Source organism: Variovorax sp. FW305-3-2-15-B-LB1, assembly GCF_058787635.1.
In genome coordinates, this window is sequence record NZ_JBYSZY010000040.1 from 34,580 (window position 1) to 54,686 (window position 20,107).

Annotated in this window: 19 protein-coding genes; 7 read left to right on the top strand and 12 right to left on the bottom strand. The window is 69.1% G+C overall.

The features are described from left to right. Positions 1–3: 3 nt before the first annotated feature. From AC3WQR_RS22195 to AC3WQR_RS22225, 7 genes are all read right to left on the bottom strand, one after another. Positions 4–498: a GFA family protein gene (locus tag AC3WQR_RS22195; protein WP_492743715.1), complete on the bottom strand. Its 495-nt coding sequence runs from the start codon at positions 496–498 to the stop codon at positions 4–6. A gap of 19 nt (positions 499–517) precedes the next feature. Then, a complete protein-coding gene (locus AC3WQR_RS22200; protein ID WP_070063477.1) occupies positions 518–739 on the bottom strand; it encodes a hypothetical protein in 222 nt (73 codons plus the stop codon). Between the two features lie 56 nt (positions 740–795). Next, complete coding sequence (locus AC3WQR_RS22205) at positions 796–1,479, bottom strand: ABC-type transport auxiliary lipoprotein family protein (RefSeq protein WP_492743717.1); 684 nt, start codon at positions 1,477–1,479, stop codon at positions 796–798. A gap of 23 nt (positions 1,480–1,502) precedes the next feature. Beyond that, positions 1,503–2,459, bottom strand: coding sequence for an MlaD family protein (locus AC3WQR_RS22210; protein WP_139703980.1), 957 nt, complete (start codon positions 2,457–2,459; stop codon positions 1,503–1,505). Positions 2,460–2,467: 8 nt separating this feature from the next. Further along, entirely contained in the window at positions 2,468–3,322 is an 855-nt protein-coding gene (locus AC3WQR_RS22215) for an ABC transporter ATP-binding protein (protein ID WP_492743720.1), read from the bottom strand. After that, complete coding sequence (locus AC3WQR_RS22220; protein ID WP_139703979.1) at positions 3,319–4,491, bottom strand: MlaE family ABC transporter permease; 1,173 nt, start codon at positions 4,489–4,491, stop codon at positions 3,319–3,321. The genes AC3WQR_RS22215 and AC3WQR_RS22220 overlap by 4 nt, the downstream gene beginning before the upstream one ends. Before the next feature lie 133 nt (positions 4,492–4,624). Beyond that, positions 4,625–5,542, bottom strand: coding sequence for a LysR family transcriptional regulator (locus tag AC3WQR_RS22225; protein WP_492743722.1), 918 nt, complete (start codon positions 5,540–5,542; stop codon positions 4,625–4,627). 86 nt (positions 5,543–5,628) lie between these two features. On the opposite strand from AC3WQR_RS22225, the gene AC3WQR_RS22230 reads away from it, so the two are divergent. Beyond that, entirely contained in the window at positions 5,629–7,146 is a 1,518-nt protein-coding gene (locus tag AC3WQR_RS22230; RefSeq protein WP_492743724.1) for a CoA-acylating methylmalonate-semialdehyde dehydrogenase, read from the top strand. 71 nt (positions 7,147–7,217) lie between these two features. Continuing rightward, positions 7,218–8,852 (top strand): GMC family oxidoreductase, encoded by a 1,635-nt coding sequence (locus AC3WQR_RS22235; protein ID WP_492743726.1) that lies wholly within the window; start codon positions 7,218–7,220, stop codon positions 8,850–8,852. Between the two features lie 309 nt (positions 8,853–9,161). Here the strand turns inward: AC3WQR_RS22235 and AC3WQR_RS22240 are convergent, their stop codons facing one another. Continuing rightward, positions 9,162–9,437 (bottom strand): GIY-YIG nuclease family protein, encoded by a 276-nt coding sequence (locus tag AC3WQR_RS22240; protein ID WP_492743728.1) that lies wholly within the window; start codon positions 9,435–9,437, stop codon positions 9,162–9,164. A gap of 181 nt (positions 9,438–9,618) precedes the next feature. Between AC3WQR_RS22240 and amaB the strand changes: the two genes are divergently transcribed. From amaB to AC3WQR_RS22260, 4 genes are all read left to right on the top strand, one after another. Then, positions 9,619–11,157 carry an L-piperidine-6-carboxylate dehydrogenase gene (gene amaB, locus AC3WQR_RS22245; RefSeq protein ID WP_492743730.1) on the top strand — a complete coding sequence of 513 codons (1,539 nt, stop codon included), beginning with the start codon at positions 9,619–9,621 and terminating at the stop codon, positions 11,155–11,157. Between the two features lie 100 nt (positions 11,158–11,257). Further along, on the top strand, positions 11,258–12,166 hold the full coding sequence (locus tag AC3WQR_RS22250) for an amino acid ABC transporter substrate-binding protein (RefSeq protein ID WP_492743732.1): 909 nt from the start codon (positions 11,258–11,260) through the stop codon (positions 12,164–12,166). Next, entirely contained in the window at positions 12,163–13,380 is a 1,218-nt protein-coding gene (locus tag AC3WQR_RS22255; RefSeq protein WP_492743734.1) for a pyridoxal phosphate-dependent aminotransferase, read from the top strand. Before AC3WQR_RS22250 ends, AC3WQR_RS22255 begins: the two co-directional genes overlap by 4 nt. 29 nt (positions 13,381–13,409) lie before the next feature. Further along, a complete protein-coding gene (locus AC3WQR_RS22260; RefSeq protein ID WP_492743736.1) occupies positions 13,410–15,083 on the top strand; it encodes a thiamine pyrophosphate-binding protein in 1,674 nt (557 codons plus the stop codon). A gap of 7 nt (positions 15,084–15,090) precedes the next feature. Here the strand turns inward: AC3WQR_RS22260 and AC3WQR_RS22265 are convergent, their stop codons facing one another. Then, on the bottom strand, positions 15,091–15,393 hold the full coding sequence (locus AC3WQR_RS22265; RefSeq protein WP_159273528.1) for a hypothetical protein: 303 nt from the start codon (positions 15,391–15,393) through the stop codon (positions 15,091–15,093). Between the two features lie 18 nt (positions 15,394–15,411). Beyond that, positions 15,412–16,650, bottom strand: coding sequence for an ammonium transporter (locus AC3WQR_RS22270; RefSeq protein ID WP_492743739.1), 1,239 nt, complete (start codon positions 16,648–16,650; stop codon positions 15,412–15,414). Positions 16,651–17,069: 419 nt separating this feature from the next. Between AC3WQR_RS22270 and AC3WQR_RS22275 the strand changes: the two genes are divergently transcribed. Then, positions 17,070–17,828, top strand: a complete 759-nt coding sequence (locus tag AC3WQR_RS22275) for a sulfite exporter TauE/SafE family protein (RefSeq protein WP_139703963.1) — start codon at positions 17,070–17,072, stop codon at positions 17,826–17,828. A gap of 49 nt (positions 17,829–17,877) precedes the next feature. Here AC3WQR_RS22275 and AC3WQR_RS22280 read toward each other — a convergent pair whose 3' ends face one another. Next, complete coding sequence (locus AC3WQR_RS22280) at positions 17,878–19,389, bottom strand: tripartite tricarboxylate transporter permease (RefSeq protein ID WP_095949765.1); 1,512 nt, start codon at positions 19,387–19,389, stop codon at positions 17,878–17,880. Positions 19,390–19,402: 13 nt separating this feature from the next. Then, positions 19,403–19,891, bottom strand: a complete 489-nt coding sequence (locus AC3WQR_RS22285) for a tripartite tricarboxylate transporter TctB family protein (RefSeq protein ID WP_062472776.1) — start codon at positions 19,889–19,891, stop codon at positions 19,403–19,405. Positions 19,892–20,107 lie beyond the last annotated feature (216 nt).

The following is a 20,107-nucleotide window of genomic DNA, read 5'->3' on the forward strand; positions in this document are numbered from 1 at the left end:
GCGTTAGTCGGCCCGCATCTTCTCGCGCAGCACGCGCCAGCGCGCGAGGCTCTCGGCAGGCCAGTAGTCCTTGCGGTCGTAATACTCGTGTACCGCCGCGGCACCGGGCGGCAGCACCACCCACGGCTGCTTGGACATCGTGAAGATGTGCAGGTCCGGCGGCAACCGGTCGGGCGTGTCGAGCGTGCCCACGCGGATGAAGCTCACGGCGTCGCCGGCGCCGGCGTAGTGGCTCCACAGCGCGACGTGGCAGGCCGGGCAGCGCGCGTACTTCTGGCCGCGTCCGCTGGCCGAGGGCGTGAGCACCAGGTCGACCGCGCCCTGCAGCACCTGCACATGCTCGGGTTCGATGAGCGCGTTGAGCGCGAAGGACGAGCCCGTCTCGCGCTGGCACCAGCGGCAGTGGCAGCAGTGCACGAACAGCGGCGGGGCGTTCAGGCGGTAGCGCACCTGCCGGCAGGTGCAGCCGCCTTCCAGCGGCACGAAGGCGTCGGCCATGGCAGTGATTGGCGGGCGCTCAGCCCTTCTTGCCACCCAGCAGCACCAGCGCGCCGCCCACCACGATCGCCGCCACGCCGGCCCAGGCCGGGATGTTGATGGTCTGTTTTTCCTTCACCGAGAACTCCAGCGGGCCCAGCTTGGCCTGGTGGGTTTCCTTGGTGAAGCTGAAGCCGCCCAGGCCGAGCCCGGCGATGCCGGCGACGACCAGCAGGATGCCGACGATGCGCGTTGCGTTCATGGGACGGGTCTCCTCAGGGTTGGTTGGAAGGAAGAGAAAAGCAGGTCGCCGACGGTTCAGCGCCGCGGCGCCGCCGTGCGCGGCTGCGGCGGCTCCTGCTGCTGCAACTGGTCGACCCACTGCACGACCTCGGCCATGGCCGCGTCGCTCGCCGCGATGAGCGCCTTCACGCCGCCGGGCGCGTCGGCGCTGGCGGCGGGGCGACGCACGGTGAAGGTCCGCTGGCCCATCACGCGGTCGCCGCCGGTGGCGGTGCGGACCAGCGTGGCGCGCAGGCGCACCAGGCCCGTGCTGCTGGCGGGCGCGTCGAAGTAGTGGCTGAACTCGTCGAGCGAGATGCGCAGCGTGTCGGGCACGATGCCCTCGGTGCGCGCGAGCGTCGCGCTTTCTTCGGGGCCGAGCACGGTGCGGCGCTCGGCCAGCGTGTCGCGCAGCCGCTGGCGCAGCAGCTGCGCGGGCGGCAGGCTCCAGCGCGACTGGCCGTAGGGGCGCAGTTCGTTGGCGTCGGCGTAGCCCAGGCGGTACAGGATCTGCGTGCCGTCCAGGCGCGTGTTGCTGTCGAACTCCGCGAGAGACAGCGCCGGCAACGCCGTGGCAGGCGCTGCTGCAGGGGCAGTGGCCGAAAGGCCGGGGCCGAAGTCGTACAGCGTGGCGCGCGCCGGCTTGTCGGGCAGCATGCCGCAGCCGGCGACCAGCAGCACGCAGCCGAGGCTGGCGAGGGCGGGGAGGGTGTTCTTCATGCGCATGGTGTGTCTGCTCCCGGTCAGTGGCGTGCGGCGGGTGCAACGAAGCCGGGCTCGCCCGGGCCCGCGGCGGCGCCGCCATTGCCGAACAGCAGCGATTGCGGGTTGTCGTTGATGCTGTCGGCCGCGCGGCCCAGGCGGCGCACCGCGTGGGCGGTGTCGTCGGCCACGCGGTTCACGCGCGGCAGGGTGGCGGCGTTGAACGAGTCGACCGCCTGCGCCAGCGCCTTGGTGCCCTCGCTCAGGCGTTCGACCGGGCCGTCGGGTGCGTTGAGCCGGCCCACGGTGGAGTTGAAGTTGTTGGCCACGCGCGAGACGTCGCCGGCCGCCTTCTTCACCGTCGACAGCGTTTCGGGCATGGCGGCCAGCGTCGGGTTCAGGCCGGTCTTGACGGTGTTGTCGAGCTGCTTGAGCAGCGTATTGGCGCTGGCCGAGGCGGCCGCGATGTTCTCCAGCGCGTCGGCCACGCGCTTCTGGTTCGCGTCGGCCAGCAGCGCGTTGGCGCGCTTGGTCACTTCTTCCACCTGGTCGATGATTTCCTCGCCGCGGTCCTGCAGCTTCGCGAGCATCGAGGGCTTGAGCGGAATGCGCGGCGGGTTGTTGTTGTCGGGCTTGAGCGCGACGGTCGATTCGCCCTCGTCGTCCAGCGCGATGAAGGCCAGGCCGGTCACACCCTGGTAGCTCAGCGTGGCAAAGCTGGAGGTGGTGAGCGGTACGCGCTCGTCGACCGTGATGCGCACGCGCACGTTGCCCTTGGTCTTGGGGTCGAAGTCGATCGAGGTCACCTTGCCGACCGAGATGCCGCGGTAGCGCACCTGGGCCTGCGGCTGCAGGCCGCTCACGGCGTCGCGGGTGGAGAGTTCGTACACGTTGCGCACGGTGTTGTCGCGCGTGAACCAGACCACCAGCGCGACGAGCGCGGCGATCAGGCCGAGCACGAAGGCGCCGGCGGCGAGGGCATGGGCCTTGTTTTCCATGAGGGGACCTACCTTTCTTCAGCGCGCGCGGCCTCGGGCTGCGGCGCGGGTGGTGCTTTGCCGGCGGCGGGCTTGTCGTGCAGCGCCTCCAGGGCGCGCTGGCCGCGCCCGCCGAGAAAGTATTCGTGGATGAAGGGATGCGGGTAGGCGATGACTTCGCGCGCCGTGCCGCTCACGATCACCTTCTGGTCGGCCAGCACCGCGATGCGGGTGCTCAGGTCGAACAGGGTGTCCAGGTCGTGCGTGACCATCACGACCGTCAGGCCCAACTCGCGGTGCAGGCCGCGCAGCAGGTCGCAGAAACTGTCGGAGGCTTCGGGGTCGAGGCCGGCCGTGGGCTCGTCCAGCAGCAGCAGCGGCGGGTCCATGATGAGCGCGCGCGCCAGCGCCACGCGCTTGATCATGCCGCCCGACAGGTCCGACGGGCTCTTGTTCGCATGCTGCGGCTCCAGCCCCACCATCTGCAGCTTCACGAGCGCGGCGTTGCGGATCAGCTCGTCGGGCAGCAGCTTGAGTTCGCGCAGCGGAAAGGCGATGTTCTCCAGCACGCTGAAGGCCGAGAACAGCGCCCCGTGCTGGAACAGCATGCCCACGTTGGCCGCACCGGCCGCGCTGAGTTCGCCCGGCGCCCGGCCCAGCACCTCGACCGCGCCCTTCGTGGGTTTCTGCAGCCCGAGGATCTGCCGCAGCAGCACCGTCTTGCCGGTGCCCGAGCCGCCGACCAGCGACAGCACCTCGCCGCGGTCGAGGTGCAGGTCGAGGTCGCGGTGCACCACCTGTTCGCCATCGGGGCTCTTGAACACGGTCCAGAGCTTGCGGATGTCGACCACGGTGTTCGACGGGGACGTCACGGCGGCGTTCATCCGCGGAATCCTATGCCCTTGAACAGCACTGCGAAGAGCGCGTCGACCAGGATCACCGCGGTGATCGAGGTCACGACCGACGACGTGGTGCCGCGCCCCAGGCTCTCGGTGTTGGGTTTGACCTTCATGCCGAAGTAGCAGCCGATCAGCGCGATCAGCACGCCGAACACCGCCGACTTGGCCAGGGCCAGCCAGAGGTTGGAGATGGGCACCGCGCGCGGCAAGGCCGACAGGAAATACGACGGCGAGATGCCCAGCGCGGCGTCGGCCGCGAGCATGCCGCCGGCCAGCGCCGCCATCGAGGTCCACAGGCTGATCAGCGGCATCGCGATGGCCAGCGCCAGCACGCGCGGCATCACGAGACGGAAGCCGTGCGGGATGCCCATGACGCGCATCGCGTCGAGCTCTTCGGTGACCCGCATCACGCCGATCTGCGCCGTGATCGCCGAGCCCGAGCGGCCCGCGATCAGCACGGCGGCCAGCACCGGCCCGAGCTCGCGGATCAGCGACAGCCCGAGGATGTTCACCACGAAGGCCTCGGCGCCGTAGTTGCGCAGCTGCTGGGAGATCAGGTACGCCAGCACCACGCCGATCAAGAGGCCGACCAGCGCCGTGATGTGCAGCGCCGTGGCGCCGAACTGATAGAGGTGGCCCGAGAAGTCGCGCCACGGCGCGCGGTGCGGCGCGCGCGCCAGCGTGCACAGGTCGAGCGCGAGCTGGCCGATGAGGCCGACGAAGTCGCGCAGCACGACCATCGCGCGCGGGCCGTGGTGGGCCAGTGCGTGCAGCCGGTCGCTCAGCGACTTGGGCGGCTCGTCGGGCGTGGCCACCGTGAACTTCGCCACCTGGTCGAGCACCGCCTGGTGCTGCGGCGACAGCTCGATCGTGGCCGGCCAGGCCTGGCGCCAGTGCTCCCACAGCAGCTGGGCGCCGATGTGGTCGAGCTGGCCGATGGGGCGCAGGTCCCAGGCCCGGTCGTCCGCGGGCGGCAGCGCCGCGAGGTCCCTGGCCAACGCCTCCCAGGCCGGGCGCGTCGACATCGCCAGCGTGGTCCAGCAACCGCTGGCCACGGCCCAGGTGCGGCCGTCCACGTCCTGCGTCTGCGCGCGCGGCGGCGCGAAGGCGTCGTCGGTGGCGGGGGCGTCAGCGGGCGACGGGGTGGGCGACATGGGCAAAGGTGCGGGACAAAACGTAAACAAAGGTCCAAGCGAGAGCGCGCATCGTAACCGCGTGCATCCGGCACTTGTGTGCGTCTGGCCCTTCGTTTGCGTAGGGCCAGACGCCGTTTTTTTCAGCCAATCTTCAGCTCCAGGCCCGGGCCAGCGCATCCCAGGCGCTGGCGATCACGGGCTCGTCGCGCCGCGCGGCCAGCGAGACGAAACGCAGCGCGCAATCCAGCCGCACGCGGTCGGCCAGCACGAGGCCGTGGGCCTGGCTTTCGCGGATGGCGATCGAGTCGCGCACCAGGCTCAGGCCCACGCCCGACTTCAGCAGGTCGAGCATCGAGGCCTCCTGGTCGACCAGCGCCACGCGCCGGGGCGCCAGGCCGAGCGGGCCGAACACGCGTTCCAGCAAACGGTGGTGCGCCGACTCGGGCGGCGTGGCGAGCCAGGGCAGGGCGGCCAGCGCCTTCCAGTCGCGCCCCAGCACCTGCGGGCCCCAGCCGGCCGGCGCGACCACGCGGTAACTGAAGCGGGTGAGGGTGCGCACCGCCAGCGGCGCCGGCGCGGCGTCGTCGGGTGTGTCGTCCGGATTGCCGGGGTCGAGGTGAAAGCCCACGTCGAGCTCGCCGCGCAGCACCTGCGCCAGCACGCTGCCGCTCATGCCGTGGCGCAGCTCGGTCTCGATCTGCGGCGCGGCCTCGACCAGCTCGCGCAGGAACACACCCAGCCGCGTGAACTCGGGGTCGAGGATGGTGCCGATGCGCAGCGCCCCGCGCACCGTGACCTGCAGGTTGCGCGCGGCCTGCTGCAGGTCGCCCACGGCCGCCAGCACGCGCTCGGCCTGCGGCAGCATGGCCGCGCCGTCGGCCGTGAGCGCCAGCCCGTGCGGCGTGCGGGTGAAGAGCACCAGCCCGGTTTCTTCCGCGAAACGCTTGAGCTGCAGGCTCACCGCAGGCTGCGTCAGGTGCAGCTTCTCGGCGGCGCGCGAGACGTTGCCTTCGCGCGCCGCCAGGATGAAGGCGCGCAGAATCTGGAGGTCCATCGATGACGTAGTCATATAAGACTGATTTATAGCGCCATCGACGCGAATTCATTGGCTTTCTCTTCGTGGATTGGGCCAAATTGCCTTCAGGAGACCCGCACATGTCCATCAGCACCCGAAATATCGATCACCACATCGCCGGCGCCCCTGCCGCCAACACCTCCGGCCGCACGCAGGACGTGACCAACCCCGCCACTGGCGCCGTCACCGGCAAGGTCGGCCTGGCCGACGCCGCCCAGGTGGCCGCCGCCGTGGCCGCCGCGCAGGCCGCGTTCCCGGCCTGGGCCGACACGCCGCCGATCCGCCGGGCGCGCGTGATGTTCAAGTTCCTGGAGCTGCTCAACCAGCACAAGGACGAGCTCGCCCACCTCATCACCGCCGAGCACGGCAAGGTCTTCACCGACGCGCAGGGCGAGGTGAGCCGCGGCATCGACATCGTCGAGTTCGCCTGCGGGATTCCGCAGCTGCTCAAGGGCGACTTCACCGACCAGGTGAGCACCGGCATCGACAACTGGACGCTGCGCCAGCCGCTGGGCGTTGTGGCCGGCATCACGCCCTTCAACTTCCCGGTGATGGTGCCGATGTGGATGTTCCCGGTGGCCATCGCCGCGGGCAACACCTTCGTGCTCAAGCCCAGCCCGACCGACCCCAGCCCGTCGCTGCTGATGGCCGAGCTGCTCAAGAAGGCCGGCCTGCCCGACGGCGTGTTCAACGTGGTGCAGGGCGACAAGGCCGCGGTCGACGCGCTGCTGGAGCACCCCGACGTCAAGGCGATCAGCTTCGTGGGCTCCACGCCCATTGCCAACTACATCTACGAGACCGGCGCCCGCCACGGCAAGCGCGTGCAGGCGCTGGGCGGCGCGAAGAACCACATGGTCGTCATGCCCGACGCCGACATCGACCAGGCCGTGGACGCCCTCATCGGCGCCGGTTACGGCTCGGCCGGCGAGCGCTGCATGGCGATCAGCGTCGCGGTGCTGGTGGGCGACGTGGCCGACCGCCTGCTGCCCAAGCTCATCGAGCGCACGAAGACGCTGAAGGTGCTCAACGGCGAGAACCTCGCGGCCGAGATGGGCCCGATCGTCACGCGCGCCGCGCACGAGCGCATCACCGGCTACATCGCGCAGGGCGAGAAGGAAGGCGCGAAGCTGCTGGTCGACGGCCGCCAGTTCGACGGCAACAAGGCTGGCGAAGGCTGCGGCGATGGCTTCTGGATGGGCGGCACGCTGTTCGACCACGTCACGCCCGAGATGCGCATCTACAAGGAAGAGATCTTCGGCCCCGTGCTGGGCTGCCTGCGTGTCGCGACCTTCAAGGAAGCCGTCGACCTCATCAACGCGCACGAGTTCGGCAACGGCGTGAGCTGCTTCACGCGCGACGGCAACGTGGCGCGCGAGTTCGGCCGCCGCATCCAGGTCGGCATGGTCGGCATCAACGTGCCGATCCCGGTGCCGATGGCCTGGCACGGCTTCGGCGGCTGGAAGAAGAGCCTGTTCGGCGACATGCACGCGTATGGCGAAGAGGGCGTGCGCTTCTATACGAAGCAGAAGTCGATCATGCAGCGCTGGCCCGAGAGCATCGGCAAGGGCGCCGAGTTCGTGATGCCCACGGCGAAGTAAAGGTAAAAGGGGGCGCCGCACGCGCGGCGCTTCGCATCCGAAGAACAACGAGAGACAAAAAGCCAGCCGCCATGAGCGACACCACCTTCGACTACATCATCATCGGCGCCGGCACCGCCGGCTCGCTCATCGCCAACCGGCTGAGCGCCGACAAGACCAAGCGTGTGCTGCTCATCGAGGCCGGCCGCAAGGACGATTACCACTGGATCCACATTCCGGTGGGCTACCTGTACTGCATCGGCAACCCGCGCACCGACTGGCTCTACAACACCGAGCCCGACGCGGGCCTGAACGGCCGCACGCTGCGCTATCCGCGTGGCAAGACGCTGGGCGGCTGCTCCAGCATCAACGGCATGATCTACATGCGCGGCCAGTCGCGCGACTACGAGCACTGGGCTGAACTCACGGGCGACGAAGGCTGGCGCTGGGAGAACGTGCTGCCGGCCTTTCGCAAGCACGAAGACTTCTACCTCGGCGCCGACGAGATGCACGGCGCGGGCGGCGAGTGGCGTGTCGAGAAACAGCGGCTGCGCTGGGACATCCTCGATGCGTTTGCTGACGCGGCCGTGCAGGCCGGCGTGCCGCACACCGCCGACTTCAACCGCGGCAGCAACGAAGGCGTGGGTTACTTCCAGGTCAACCAGAAGAACGGCTGGCGCTGGAACACCGCCAAGGCCTTCCTGCGGCCCACCTGCTATGGCCGCCCCAACTTCGAGCTGTGGACCGGCGCGCAGGTGTCGCGCCTGCTGTTCGAGACGCTGCCCGACGGCACGAAGCGCTGCACCGGCGCGCAGGTGTGGGACGGCACCGAGATGACCACGGCGCACGCCGAGTGCGAAGTGATCCTCAGCGCGGGCGCCATCGGCTCGCCGCAGATCCTGCAGCTGTCGGGCGTCGGCCCGGCCGATCTGCTGCGCCAGCACGGCATCGACGTGGCGCTGGACGCGCCCGGCGTCGGCGCCAACCTGCAGGACCACCTGCAGATCCGCGCGGTCTACAAGATCGAGGGCGCGCCCACGCTCAACGTGCTGGCCTCGTCGCTGGTCGGCAAGGCGAAGATCGGTCTCGAATACCTGCTGAAACGCAGCGGCCCGATGAGCATGGCGCCGTCGCAGCTCGGCGCCTTCACGCGCAGCTCGCCCGACCGCGCGTGGCCCAACATCCAGTACCACGTGCAGCCGCTGTCGCTCGACGCCTTCGGCGAGCCGCTGCACAGCTTCCCGGCCTTCACCGCGAGCGTGTGCAACCTGAACCCGACGAGCCGGGGCACGGTGCGCATCAAGAGCGCGCGTTTCGAAGATGCGCCCGCCATCGCGCCCAACTACCTGAGCACCGAGGAAGACCGCAAGGTCGCGGCCGATTCGCTGCGCGTGACGCGCCGCATCGCGCAGCAGCCCGCGCTCGCGAAGTACAAGCCGCAGGAGTGGAAGCCCGGCGTGCAATACCAGACCGACGAAGACCTCGCGCGGCTGGCCGGCGACATCGCCACCACCATCTTCCACCCGGTCGGCACCACCAAGATGGGCGCCGACGGCGACCCGATGGCGGTGCTCGATGCGCGCCTGCGCGTGCGCGGCGTGCACGGCCTGCGCGTGGTCGATGCGGGCGCGATGCCCACCATCACGAGCGGCAACACCAACAGCCCGACGCTGATGATGGCGGAGAAGGCGGCGGGCTGGATCCTGGAAGATAACCGCCACCGCTGAGGCGGCTCAGCGGCGCGGCTTGGTGCCGCGCTGGGTGTCAGCTTCCAGGCGCGCCTTGGCGCCTTGGCGCCTTCGAGCATGAGGTCCACGCCGACCTCGAACATCGCATCGGGGCCGGCCTTGCGGTAGCTGGCGAAGGCCTTGGCCAGCAGCGGGCGCGAGGCCGCGGCGGCATCGAGCGCCTGCTGCCGAATTTCCGCATCGGGCGGTGCCGCCTGTTCCTCCAGCCCACGGCGCAGGGCTGGCCGGCGCCGTGCTCTATCTGCTGTGCCTGCCGGTGATGCTGCGCAGGTCGCCCGCGGCGGGGGGCTAACTGTCGAAGAACGCCAGCTTGCGCGCGCGAGGCAGCGCCTTGAGCGCGATCTCCGCCCGCAGCGCGGCGCCCTTGTCGGGGTACTGGCGCGCCGCCAGCACGCGCTGCGGCGGACGCGCGCGCGTGAACTTGGCGCCGAGCCCGAAGACATGCTGGAAGAAGCGCTGCTCCACGTCGAGCGCGATGCCCGCGTAGTACACGCCGCCTTCGCATTCCAGCAGGTAGAGCCAATAGGGTGGGGGCGGCGAGGGATCGGGCGGGTTTTGAGGCACGCGCGCATTGTGCGGGCAGGCGCTTATCGTGCGTCGAACGAAGGTGTCACCACGAAGTTCATTCGCAAAACGCACCAAGTCCTTCCAATTTTTCGCTAGGCAAGGGCGCGGGTTTCGCACATATTGGCCCGTTCCTGCTGTCGCATTTCTTCTTCTGTCCTTCCTTCTCCCTGGAGCGTCCATGCCAGAAGTCCAGACCCCCGTGTCCCTTCCCGCCGAGGTCGACCAACTGCTGCATCGCCTGGGCGTGCCCCGCACCGCCCACACCCGCGGCGACCTCACGGTGCGCTCGCCGGTCAGCGGCGAGGTGATCGCGCAGGTGCCGCAGACCACGGCCGTGGAAGCCACCGGCGCCATCGGCCGTGCGCACGAGGCCTTCAAGGCCTGGCGCCTGGTGCCGGCGCCGCGCCGCGGCGAGCTGGTGCGCCTGCTGGGTGAAGAGCTGCGCGCCGCCAAGCGCGACCTGGGCCGCCTCGTCACGCTGGAGGCCGGCAAGATCCCGTCCGAAGGCGCGGGCGAGGTGCAGGAAATGATCGACATCTGCGACTTCGCGGTCGGCCTCTCGCGCCAGCTCTACGGCCTCACGTTGGCCACCGAGCGCGCCGAGCACCGGATGATGGAAACATGGCATCCGCTGGGCGTGTGCGGTGTGATCTCGGCCTTCAACTTTCCCGTGGCCGTGTGGTCGTGGAACGCGGCGCTCGCGCTGGTGTGCGGCGACCCGGTGGTCTGGAAGCCGTCGGAAAAAACGCCGCTCACCGCATTGGCCGTGCACGCCATCGCGCAGCGCGCCATCGAACGTTTCGGCGACGCGCCCGAAGGCCTGCTCGGCCTGCTGCTGGGCCGGCGCGACATCGGCGAGGTGCTGGTCGACGACCCCCGCGTGCCGATCCTCTCGGCCACGGGCTCCACGGCGATGGGCCGGCAGGTCGGACCGAAGCTGGCGGCGCGCTTCGCCCGCGCGATCCTCGAACTGGGCGGCAACAACGCTGCCATCGTCACGCCCTCGGCCGACCTGGACCTCACGCTGCGCGGCATCGCCTTCGCGGCCATGGGCACGGCCGGCCAGCGCTGCACCACGCTGCGGCGCCTGTTCGTGCACGAGAGCGTGTACGACCAGCTGGTGCCCCAGCTCGTGAAGGTCTACGGCAACGTGCAGGTGGGTGACCCGCGCGAGGCCGGCACGCTGGTCGGTCCGCTGATCGACCGCGCCGCTTTCGACGGCATGCAGAAGGCCTTGAGCGAAAGCCGCGAGACCGGCGCCACGGTGCACGGCGGCCAGCGCGTCGAGGGCATCGGGACGCAGGACGCGTTCTATGTGCGCCCCGCGCTGGTCGAACTGAAGTCGCACGACGGCCCGGTGCTGCGCGAGACCTTCGCGCCCATCCTCTATGTGGTGCGCTACCGCACGCTCGACGAAGCCATCGAATGGCACAACGCGGTGGGTGCGGGCCTGTCGTCGTCGATCTTCACGCTCAATGTGCGCGAGGCCGAGCGCTTCATGTCCAGCGCCGGTTCCGACTGCGGCATCGCCAACGTCAACATCGGCCCGAGCGGCGCCGAGATCGGCGGGGCCTTCGGTGGCGAGAAGGAAACCGGCGGCGGGCGCGAAGCGGGCTCGGACAGCTGGAAGGCCTACATGCGCCGCGCCACCAACACCATCAACTACTCGACGGCATTGCCCTTGGCTCAAGGCGTGACCTTCGACATCGGCGACTGAACAACCCCGGCCCGTGGTGCCTGCTGCGCGGCATTTCGCCGCAGCGGCCAGGCAGCGGCCGCACCTATCCCCCCAGAAAAACCACCAGGAGACAGCAAAGATGAAGATGCAACTGAAGACCCTCGCCACCGCCGCGCTGCTTGCGCTCGCTTTCGGCACCACCGCCACCGCGCAGCAGGCGCCCACGGGCGGCACGCTCGACAAGATCAAGACCAGCGGCAAGGTCGTGCTCGGCGTGCGCGAAGCCTCGCCGCCCATGGCCTACATGCTGGGCGCGGGCGAGAAGTACGTGGGTTACCACGTCGAGCTCTGCGAGCGCGTGCTGAAGGACATCACGCCCAACGCCAAGCTCGAGTACATGGCCGTGACCGCTCAGAACACCATCCCGCTGGTGCAGAACGGCACGCTGGACATCGGCTGCGGCCCCACCACCAACAACACCGCGCGCCAGCAGCAGGTGGCCTTCGCGCTCACCACGTACGTGAGCGAAGTGCGCATGGCGACCAAGGTCGATTCGGGCATCACCACGCTCGACCAGCTCGCGGGCCGCAACGTGTCGGCCTCGACTGGCACCACCGCCGTGCAGCTGCTGCGCAAGCGCGAGCGTGCGCAGAACGTCTCGTACAACACGATGCTCGGCAAGGACCACCTGGAAAGCTTCCTGCTCATGGAGTCGGGCCGCGCCGATGCCTTCGTGCTCGACGACAACCTGCTCGCCGGCATCATCGCGAACTCGAAGAACCCGACGGCCTACCGCATCACCGGCGAGGCGCTGGGCTCGGAGCCGATCGCGCTCCTGTTCCGCAAGGACGACCCGGCCTTCAAGGCGGCGGTGGACGATTCGCTGCGCAAGCTCATGAAGAGCGGCGAGCTCGAGAAGATCTACACCAAGTGGTTCGTGGCCGCGATCCCGCCGAAGAACACCAGCCTCAACCTGCCGATGAGCCCCGCGCTCAAGCAGCTCGTGCTCGAACCCAACGACAAGCCGCTGGAGACCTACGCCAAGTGACGGACGCCGCCGTGTTCTCGCCGGCGCAACGCGTGCGCGCCATCCACGTCTCGGAGATCCTGCGCATCACCGACCATGCGCAGGCGCTCAAGCGCGCCGGCCGCCCGGTGATCGTGCTGGGCGCGGGCGAGCCCGACTTCGACACGCCCGAGAACATCCGGCATGCGGCCTCGCAGGCCATTGCGCGCGGCGACACGCGCTACACGGTGCTCGACGGCAGCCCGGCGATGAAGGCGGCGGTGCAGCTGAAGTTCAAGCGCGACAACGCGCTGGACTTCGCACTCGACGAGATCAGCGTGAGCGCGGGCGCCAAGCAGGTGATCTTCAATGCGCTGATGGCGAGCCTGAACCCGGGCGACGAGGTGATCCTGCCTGCGCCGTACTGGACGTCGTACGCGGACATCGTGCAGATCTGTGGCGGCGTGCCGGTGTCGGTGGCGTGCGGAGAGGAGAACGGCTTTCGCTTGACCGCGGCGCAGCTTCAAGTGGCCATCACGCCGCGCACGCGCTGGCTGTTTCTCAACTCGCCGTCGAACCCGAGCGGTGCGGCCTACAGCGCGGCGCAGCTGAAACCGATCACCGACGTGCTGCTCGACAACCCCCACGTCTGGGTGCTGGCGGACGACATCTACGAGCACATCCTCTACGACGGCCTCGCGTTCGCAACGCCGGTGGCCGTGGAGCCGCGGCTGCGCGAACGCACTTTGACGGTGAACGGCGTGTCGAAGGCTTATGCGATGACCGGCTGGCGCGTCGGCTACGGCGCGGGACCGCGCGCGCTGATCGCCGCGATGGCCGTGGTGCAGAGCCAGTCGACCTCGTGCCCCTCGTCGGTGAGCCAGGCCGCGGCGATCGAGGCGCTCACCGGGCCGCAAGGCATCGTGGCCGAGCGCTGCGCATCCTTTCAACAGCGCCGCGATGTCGTCGTGGCCGCGCTCAACCGCACGCCAGGCCTGCATTGCCGCGTGCCCGAGGGCGCCTTCTACACCTTCGCAAGCTGCGCCGGCGTGCTCGGCAAGCGCACCGCCGCCGGCGCGCTGCTGCAGACCGACAGCGACTTCTGCCGCTACCTGCTGCAGGAGGTCGAGGTGGCGGTGGTGCCGGGCAGCGTGTTCGGGCTTGCACCGTATTTCCGCATCTCGTATGCGACGTCGATGGCGCAGCTCGAAGAGGCGTGCGCGCGCATCGCCGCCGCCTGCGCCGCGCTCTCCTGACCTCTCCTCTTCATTCCACTGGAACCCTCATGACTTCCTCCCGCACCGGCGGCCAGATCCTGGTCGACCAGCTCATCACCCATGGCGTCCAGCAGCTCTTCTGCGTGCCCGGCGAAAGCTTCCTGGCCGTGCTCGACGCGCTGCACGACGCATCGATCGACGTGACGGTGTGCCGGCAGGAAGGCGGCGCGACGATGATGGCCGAGGCGCAGGGCAAGCTCACGGGCCAGCCCGGCATCTGCTTCGTCACGCGCGGCCCCGGCGCCACCAACGCGGCGGCGGGCGTGCACATCGCGCACCAGGACTCGACGCCGCTCCTGCTGTTCGTCGGCCAGGTCGCGCGCGACGCGATGGGCCGCGAAGCCTTCCAGGAGCTGGACTACAGCGCGGTCTTCGGCACGATGGCCAAGTGGGTCGTGCAGATCGACGACCCGGCGCGCGTGCCCGAGCTGGTGTCGCGCGCTTTCCATGTCGCGACCTCGGGCCGGCCCGGTCCGGTGGTGATCGCGCTGCCCGAAGACATGCTGACCGAAGCCGCCGTGGTGGCCGATGCGCTGCCGTATGCCGTCACCGAAACGCATCCGGGCGCGGCGCAGATCGCCGAGTTGCAGCTGCGCCTGTCGCAGGCGCAGCGGCCGGTCGTCATCCTGGGCGGCAGCCGCTGGTCCGAAGCCGCGACGCAGCAGTTCGCTCAGTTCGCCGAGGCGCATGCGCTGCCCGTGTACTGCTCGTTCCGCCGCCAGATGCTGATGTCCGCCGAGCACCCCTGCTACGCGGGTGACCTGGGGCTCGGCGCCAATCCGCGCATGCTGGCGCGCATCCGCGATGCGGACCTCGTGCTGCTGGTGGGCGGGCGCCTGTCGGAAGTGCCGTCGCAAGGCTATGAGCTGTTCGCGATCCCGCAGCCGAAGCAGGCGCTGGTCCATGTGCATGCCGATGCCGACGAGCTCGGCAAGCTCTACCGCCCGACGCAGGGCATCCACGCCACGCCGCAGGCGTTTGCCGAAGCGGTGTCCGCGTTGCGCCCCGCGTCGCCACCCGTGTGGCAGGCCGAGACGAACACCGCGCGCGAAGACTTCCTGCGCTGGAGCGATCCGGCCGCGGTCCGCATCCCCGGCCCGCTGCAGATGGGCGAGGTCATGCAGCACCTGCGCGAGGTGCTGCCGGCCGACACCATCTTCTGCAACGGCGCGGGCAACTTCGCGACCTGGGTGCATCGCTTCTGGCCGTTCCGCGCGTTCGCGAGCCAACTGGCCCCGACCAGCGGCTCGATGGGCTACGGCCTGCCGGCCGGCGTAGGCGCCAAGCGGCTGTGGCCCGAGCGCGAGGTGGTCGTGTTCGCGGGCGACGGAGATTTCATGATGCACGGCCAGGAGTTCGCGACCGCCGTGCAGTACGGCCTGCCGATCCTCGTGGTGCTGCTGGACAACGGCATGTACGGCACGATCCGCATGCACCAGGAAAAGCACTACCCCGGCCGCATCAGCGCCACGCAGCTGAAGAACCCCGACTTCCGTGGCTATGCCGAGGTGTTCGGCGGGCACGGCGAGCGCGTGACCACGACGGAAGAATTCGGCCCCGCACTGGCGCGTGCGCGCGCCAGCGGCAAGCCGGCGATCCTGCATTGCCTGCTGGACCCGGAGGCGATCACGCCCGCGAGCACGCTGGCGTCGATCCGCAAGGCCGCGCTGGCCGCGAACTGAGGCGTCGTCAGCGCAGGCCGCCGATGTAGCGCGGCGGCGGCGTGGGCGGCAGGCCGTCGGGCTGGCGCGCCGCCAGCCGCGCGGCGCGGGCCAGCGGCTCCATGGCCTGCTCGAGCCGCGTGGCGAGCTGGTCGAGTTCGTCGTCTTTCGTCTCGGCGGCGTGCTGGCGCGTCATGCGCACGATCTCGGCGGCGTACTCGGCGTTGGTGGCCATCCATTCGGTGTCGGTCACGCGCCCGTGCTTTCGCCGCAGTGCCACGTGAAGGCGTGCTGCAAGCGCGATGCGTTCGCTTTCGGACATGGATGGCATGGCGTCTCCCTCGGGTGGTCAGGCTCCCAGGTGTTCACGATGCTGAGCAAGATCGAGGCCCACCAGTTCGCTCTCGGGGTCGACGCGCAATCCGACCAGCACATGCACCAGGAACAACACGATGGCCGTGCCCGCCGCGCTGTAGATCGCCACGCTGGCGACCGCGATCGCCTGTGTCAGCACATTGCCCGTCGCGCCCGAGATGCGCGGGTCGGCGAAGACGCCAGTGAGCAGCGCACCCACGATGCCGCCGATGCCGTGCACGCCGAACACGTCGAGCGAGTCGTCCGCACCGAGCAGGTGCTTCAGGCCCGTGGCGCCCCAGTAGCAGGCCAGCCCGGCGATGGCGCCGATGGCCAGCGCCGACAGCGGCGTGACGAAGCCGGCCGCCGGCGTGATCGCCACCAGCCCGGCCACGAGACCGGAGCACAGGCCCAAGAGCGAGGGGCTGCGGCGCACGATCCATTCACCGATCATCCAGCTCATGGCGCCGGCCGCCGCCGCGATGTGCGTCACCAGCATGGCCAGGCCGGCGCGCCCGTCGGCCGCCACCGCCGAGCCGGCATTGAAGCCGAACCAGCCCACCCACAGCAGGCCCGCGCCCGTCATGGTGAGCGCCAGGCTGTAGGGCTCGAAGGCCTCGCGCCCGTAGCCCCGGCGCGGCCCGAGCGCATAGGCGCACACCAGCCCCGCGATGCCCGCGTTGACGTGCACCACCGAGCCGCCCGCGAAGTCGAGCGCGCCCATCTGCGCGAGCCAGCCGCCCGGCTCCCACACCCAGTGCGCCACGGGCGCATACACGAGCACGCTCCACAGCAGCGCGAACCACAGCAGCGCCGAGAAGCGCATGCGCTCGACAAACGCGCCGAGCACCAGCGCGGTCGTGATGATCGCGAAGCTCAGCTGGAACATGGCGTAGACCGATTCCGGCACGTTCGGCGCCACGTGGCTCACAGCCACCTGGCCGGCCTCCTTCAGGTACTCGAAGCCCGAGAAGCCGATGCGCGAGAGCTTGCCCAGCCAGGGCCAGCCGGGCGTGAAGGCCAGCGAGTAGCCGAGCGCGAACCAGGTCAGCGAGACCACGGCGGCGATCGCCACCACCCCGGCCATGGTCGCCAGCACGTTCTTGCGCCGCACCATGCCGGCATAGAAGAGCGCGATGCCGGGCAGCGTCATCAGCAGCACCAGCGCGGTCGAGGTCATCATCCAGGCGGTGTCGGCCGCGTTCAGGGAGGCTTGGGGTGCCAGCAGGGCCATGACCGTTTCTTCTTGGAGTGGTGGACAAGAGGCCTGTGTGCACGAGTCATGCCATCTTGTTAACTGACTGAAACACTTTGGTTTCCCAACCGGAGGGTCGAAGTAACACGAAGCGGGTAATTCCTAATGCACCGGGCGGGTGCGCGCTTGCACAATCTGCGCACTCGCGACGGGCCCTGCTCGTACTGCCGAGGGTCCGAGGAGACAAGCTTCCGATCGATCAACAAGAACATTCTTCAAAGGCTCCGTACGAGATGCCTGTCTGATATTTGAAAAGCGCCGCTGGTCGGCGCTTTTTTTTGCCTGTTCGCAGCGCGAATGCAGGCGCTTTCCTCCAGGCCAAACAAGCCTCCTGGCCAGCCGGTATCGGCCACCACAGCTATCGTTTCGATAGCGATTCCGGTGAGACAATCGCCCGCATGGAAATGCTGGTGGTCACGGGCGCCTCACTGCTCGCGGGTTTTATCGATGCGATCGTGGGCGGCGGCGGGTTGATCCTGGTGCCGGCCCTTTTTGCGGTGTTTCCGGGCGCGCCGCCCGCCACGCTGCTGGGCACCAACAAGAGCGCGTCCATCTGGGGCACGGCGGCCTCGGCAGCCCAGTTCAGCCAGCGGGTGCAGATGCGCTGGAGCGCGATGTGGCCGGCCGCGCTGCTGGGCTTCGGCGGCTCGATGCTCGGCGCCTGGACCGTCACGGTCTTCCCGGGCGACTTCCTGCGCCGGGCGCTGCCGGTCATCCTGTTGGGTGTGCTGGTCTACACGCTGGCGCGCAAGGACATGGGCCGGCTGCATGCGCCGCGCTTCAGCGGCCGCGCCGAGACGCTGGCGGCCAGCACCATCGGCCTGACCATCGGTTTCTACGACGGCTTCTTCGGGCCGGGCACGGGCAGCTTCCTGGTGTTTTTGTTCGTGCGCTGGATGGGCTACGACTTCCTCAACGCCTCGGCCTCGGCCAAGGTCATCAACACCCTGACCAACGCCGCCGCGCTGATCCTGCTGGCCGCCAAGGGCCACGTCTGGTGGCACTACGGGCTGGTGATGGCCGTGGCCAACGTGGCCGGCAGCCTGGTCGGCACGCGCGTGGCGCTGAAGCACGGGGCGGGCTTCGTGCGGATCGTGTTCATCGTGGTGGTGAGTGCGCTGATCCTGAAGACGGCTTACGACGCGTTCCTGAAATAAAAAAAAGCCCCTCGCGTCTGGCCAGGGGCTTTTTTTCGGGGCGCCGAGGTCAGTCCTCGACAAAGGCCTCTTCGCGCTTCGCCTTGATCGCGGGCAACAGCACGATGGCCAGCAGCAAGGCTGCGGCAATCAGCAGCCCTGCCGACAGCGGCCGCGTCACGAACACGCTCCACGCCCCGCGCGACAGCAGCAGCGCGCGCCGCAGGTTCTCTTCCATCATCGGCCCGAGGATGAAGCCCAGCAGCAGCGGGGCCGGCTCGGTGCGCAGCTTCAGGAACAGGTAGCCGATGAAGCCGAAGATCGCCACCATCCACACGTCGAAGGTGTTGTTGTTGGTCGAGTACACGCCGATCGCGCAGAACAGCACGATGGCAGGGAACAGGAACTTGTAGGGCACCGTCAGCAGCTTGATCCACATGCCGATCAGCGGCAGGTTCAGCACGATCAGCATCGCGTTGCCGATCCACATCGAGGCGATCAGGCCCCAGAAGAGCTCGGGGTTGCTGGTCATCACCTGCGGGCCGGGCTGGATGTTGTGGATCGTCATCGCGCCTACCATCAGCGCCATCACGGCGTTGGGCGGAATGCCCAGCGTCAACAGCGGAATGAAGGAGGTCTGCGCGCCGGCGTTGTTGGCCGACTCGGGCGAGGCCACGCCGCGGATGTTGCCCTTGCCGAAGGGCACTTCGCCGGGGCGCATCTTGATCTTCTTCTCCAGCGCGTAGGCCGCGAAGGCCGCCAGCAGCGCACCGCCGCCCGGCAGGATGCCCAGCGCCGAACCCAGCGCCGTGCCGCGCAGCACGGCGGGCGTCATGCGCTTGAAGTCGTCCTTGGTGGGCCACAGGCCCTTGACCTTGTGCGTGAACACCTCGCGCTCGTCGTCGGGCTGCGAGAGGTTGCCGATGATTTCGCCGTAGCCGAACACGCCCATGGCGATCACCACGAAGCCGATGCCGTCGGTGAGCTCGGGAATGTCGAAGCTGAAGCGCGCCACGCCCGAATTCACGTCGGTGCCCACGATGCCCAGCAGCAGGCCCAGCACGATCATCGCCACCGCCTTGAGCAGCGAGCCCGAGGCCAGCACCACCGCGCCGATCAGGCCCAGCACCATCAGCGAGAAGTACTCGGCCGGGCCGAACTTGAAGGCCAGCTCGGTCAGCGGCGGCGCGAAGGCGGCCAGGATCAGCGTGCCGACGCAGCCCGCGAAGAACGAGCCCAGGCCGGCCGCGGCCAGCGCAGGGCCTGCGCGGCCCTGCCTTGCCATCTGGTAGCCGTCGATGCAGGTGACCACCGAGGACGACTCCCCGGGCAGGTTCACCAGGATGGCCGTGGTCGAGCCGCCGTACTGGGCGCCGTAGTAGATGCCGGCCAGCATGATCAGCGCCGACACGGGCGGCAGCGCGTAGGTGGCGGGCAGCAGCATCGCGATCGTCGCGACCGGGCCGATGCCCGGCAGCACGCCGATCAGCGTGCCCAGGATGCAGCCGACCAGGCAGTACAGCAGGTTGGTGAAGGTGAAGGCGACGCCGAAGCCGGTCGCCAGGTTGTGGAACAGTTCCATGGCGGTGTGCTCCTCAACCCGAAATGAACGTGGGCCAGACCTGGATCTGCAGCTTGAGCGCCCAGATGAAGGCCACATAGCTGCCGGCTGCCAGGATGGTCGCCAGCACCAGCACGTCGCGCAGCTTGAAGTGCTCGCCTGCCATGCTCGAGATGATCGTGAGCGCGTAGATCGCGATGATCATGCCCATCGCCGGCAGCCCGACGCTGGGCAGGCCGCCCAGCAGCACGCCGAAGGCCAGGTTGGCGCCGAGCACGAAAGCCAGCGGCTTCCAGGCCCATTTGCCGATCTTGTCGCCGTCGGCGCTCTCGACCACCATGGCCTGGAACATGATCAGCGCGCCCAGCAGCGCCAGCAGGATGCCCAGCATCAGCGGGAAGTACCCCGGCCCCATGCGGGCGCCGTCGCCGATGGTGTAGGTGGTGGCGCCGATGGCGAACGCGCCACCGACGGCGGCGAACATGACTCCTGAGAAGAAGTCCGCCTGTCTCTTGATTTTCATTGTCTCGACCCTCTGTTTTCGAAGGGACGAGGGTCGTCGCCAGCGGCTGACCGTCGGCTGACCGCGACGGTACGGACAAATGCTTACAGGGAAAGTACGGGCTCTCCCCCAGGCTTCGCGCACTTCGTGTCGCTACGCCAACCCCCTCCGGGGGCAACACCAGCGGCCCGGCAGAGCCGGTTCCACGGTGTTCCTCGAAGGGGCAGGGACCGGGGC

Excerpts from the sequence above, each read along its gene's own strand:
- AC3WQR_RS22195 (WP_492743715.1), bottom strand. The coding sequence starts at position 498 with ATGGCCGACGCCTTCGTGCCGCTGGAAGGCGGCTGCACCTGCCGGCAG.
- AC3WQR_RS22200 (WP_070063477.1), bottom strand. The coding sequence starts at position 739 with ATGAACGCAACGCGCATCGTCGGCATCCTGCTGGTCGTCGCCGGCATC.
- AC3WQR_RS22205 (WP_492743717.1), bottom strand. The coding sequence starts at position 1,479 with ATGAAGAACACCCTCCCCGCCCTCGCCAGCCTCGGCTGCGTGCTGCTG.
- AC3WQR_RS22210 (WP_139703980.1), bottom strand. The coding sequence starts at position 2,459 with ATGGAAAACAAGGCCCATGCCCTCGCCGCCGGCGCCTTCGTGCTCGGC.
- AC3WQR_RS22215 (WP_492743720.1), bottom strand. The coding sequence starts at position 3,322 with ATGAACGCCGCCGTGACGTCCCCGTCGAACACCGTGGTCGACATCCGC.
- AC3WQR_RS22220 (WP_139703979.1), bottom strand. The coding sequence starts at position 4,491 with ATGTCGCCCACCCCGTCGCCCGCTGACGCCCCCGCCACCGACGACGCC.
- AC3WQR_RS22225 (WP_492743722.1), bottom strand. The coding sequence starts at position 5,542 with ATGACTACGTCATCGATGGACCTCCAGATTCTGCGCGCCTTCATCCTG.
- AC3WQR_RS22230 (WP_492743724.1), top strand. The coding sequence starts at position 5,629 with ATGTCCATCAGCACCCGAAATATCGATCACCACATCGCCGGCGCCCCT.
- AC3WQR_RS22235 (WP_492743726.1), top strand. The coding sequence starts at position 7,218 with ATGAGCGACACCACCTTCGACTACATCATCATCGGCGCCGGCACCGCC.
- amaB (WP_492743730.1), top strand. The coding sequence starts at position 9,619 with ATGCCAGAAGTCCAGACCCCCGTGTCCCTTCCCGCCGAGGTCGACCAA.
- AC3WQR_RS22250 (WP_492743732.1), top strand. The coding sequence starts at position 11,258 with ATGAAGATGCAACTGAAGACCCTCGCCACCGCCGCGCTGCTTGCGCTC.
- AC3WQR_RS22260 (WP_492743736.1), top strand. The coding sequence starts at position 13,410 with ATGACTTCCTCCCGCACCGGCGGCCAGATCCTGGTCGACCAGCTCATC.
- AC3WQR_RS22265 (WP_159273528.1), bottom strand. The coding sequence starts at position 15,393 with ATGCCATCCATGTCCGAAAGCGAACGCATCGCGCTTGCAGCACGCCTT.
- AC3WQR_RS22270 (WP_492743739.1), bottom strand. The coding sequence starts at position 16,650 with ATGGCCCTGCTGGCACCCCAAGCCTCCCTGAACGCGGCCGACACCGCC.
- AC3WQR_RS22275 (WP_139703963.1), top strand. The coding sequence starts at position 17,070 with ATGGAAATGCTGGTGGTCACGGGCGCCTCACTGCTCGCGGGTTTTATC.
- AC3WQR_RS22280 (WP_095949765.1), bottom strand. The coding sequence starts at position 19,389 with ATGGAACTGTTCCACAACCTGGCGACCGGCTTCGGCGTCGCCTTCACC.
- AC3WQR_RS22285 (WP_062472776.1), bottom strand. The coding sequence starts at position 19,891 with ATGAAAATCAAGAGACAGGCGGACTTCTTCTCAGGAGTCATGTTCGCC.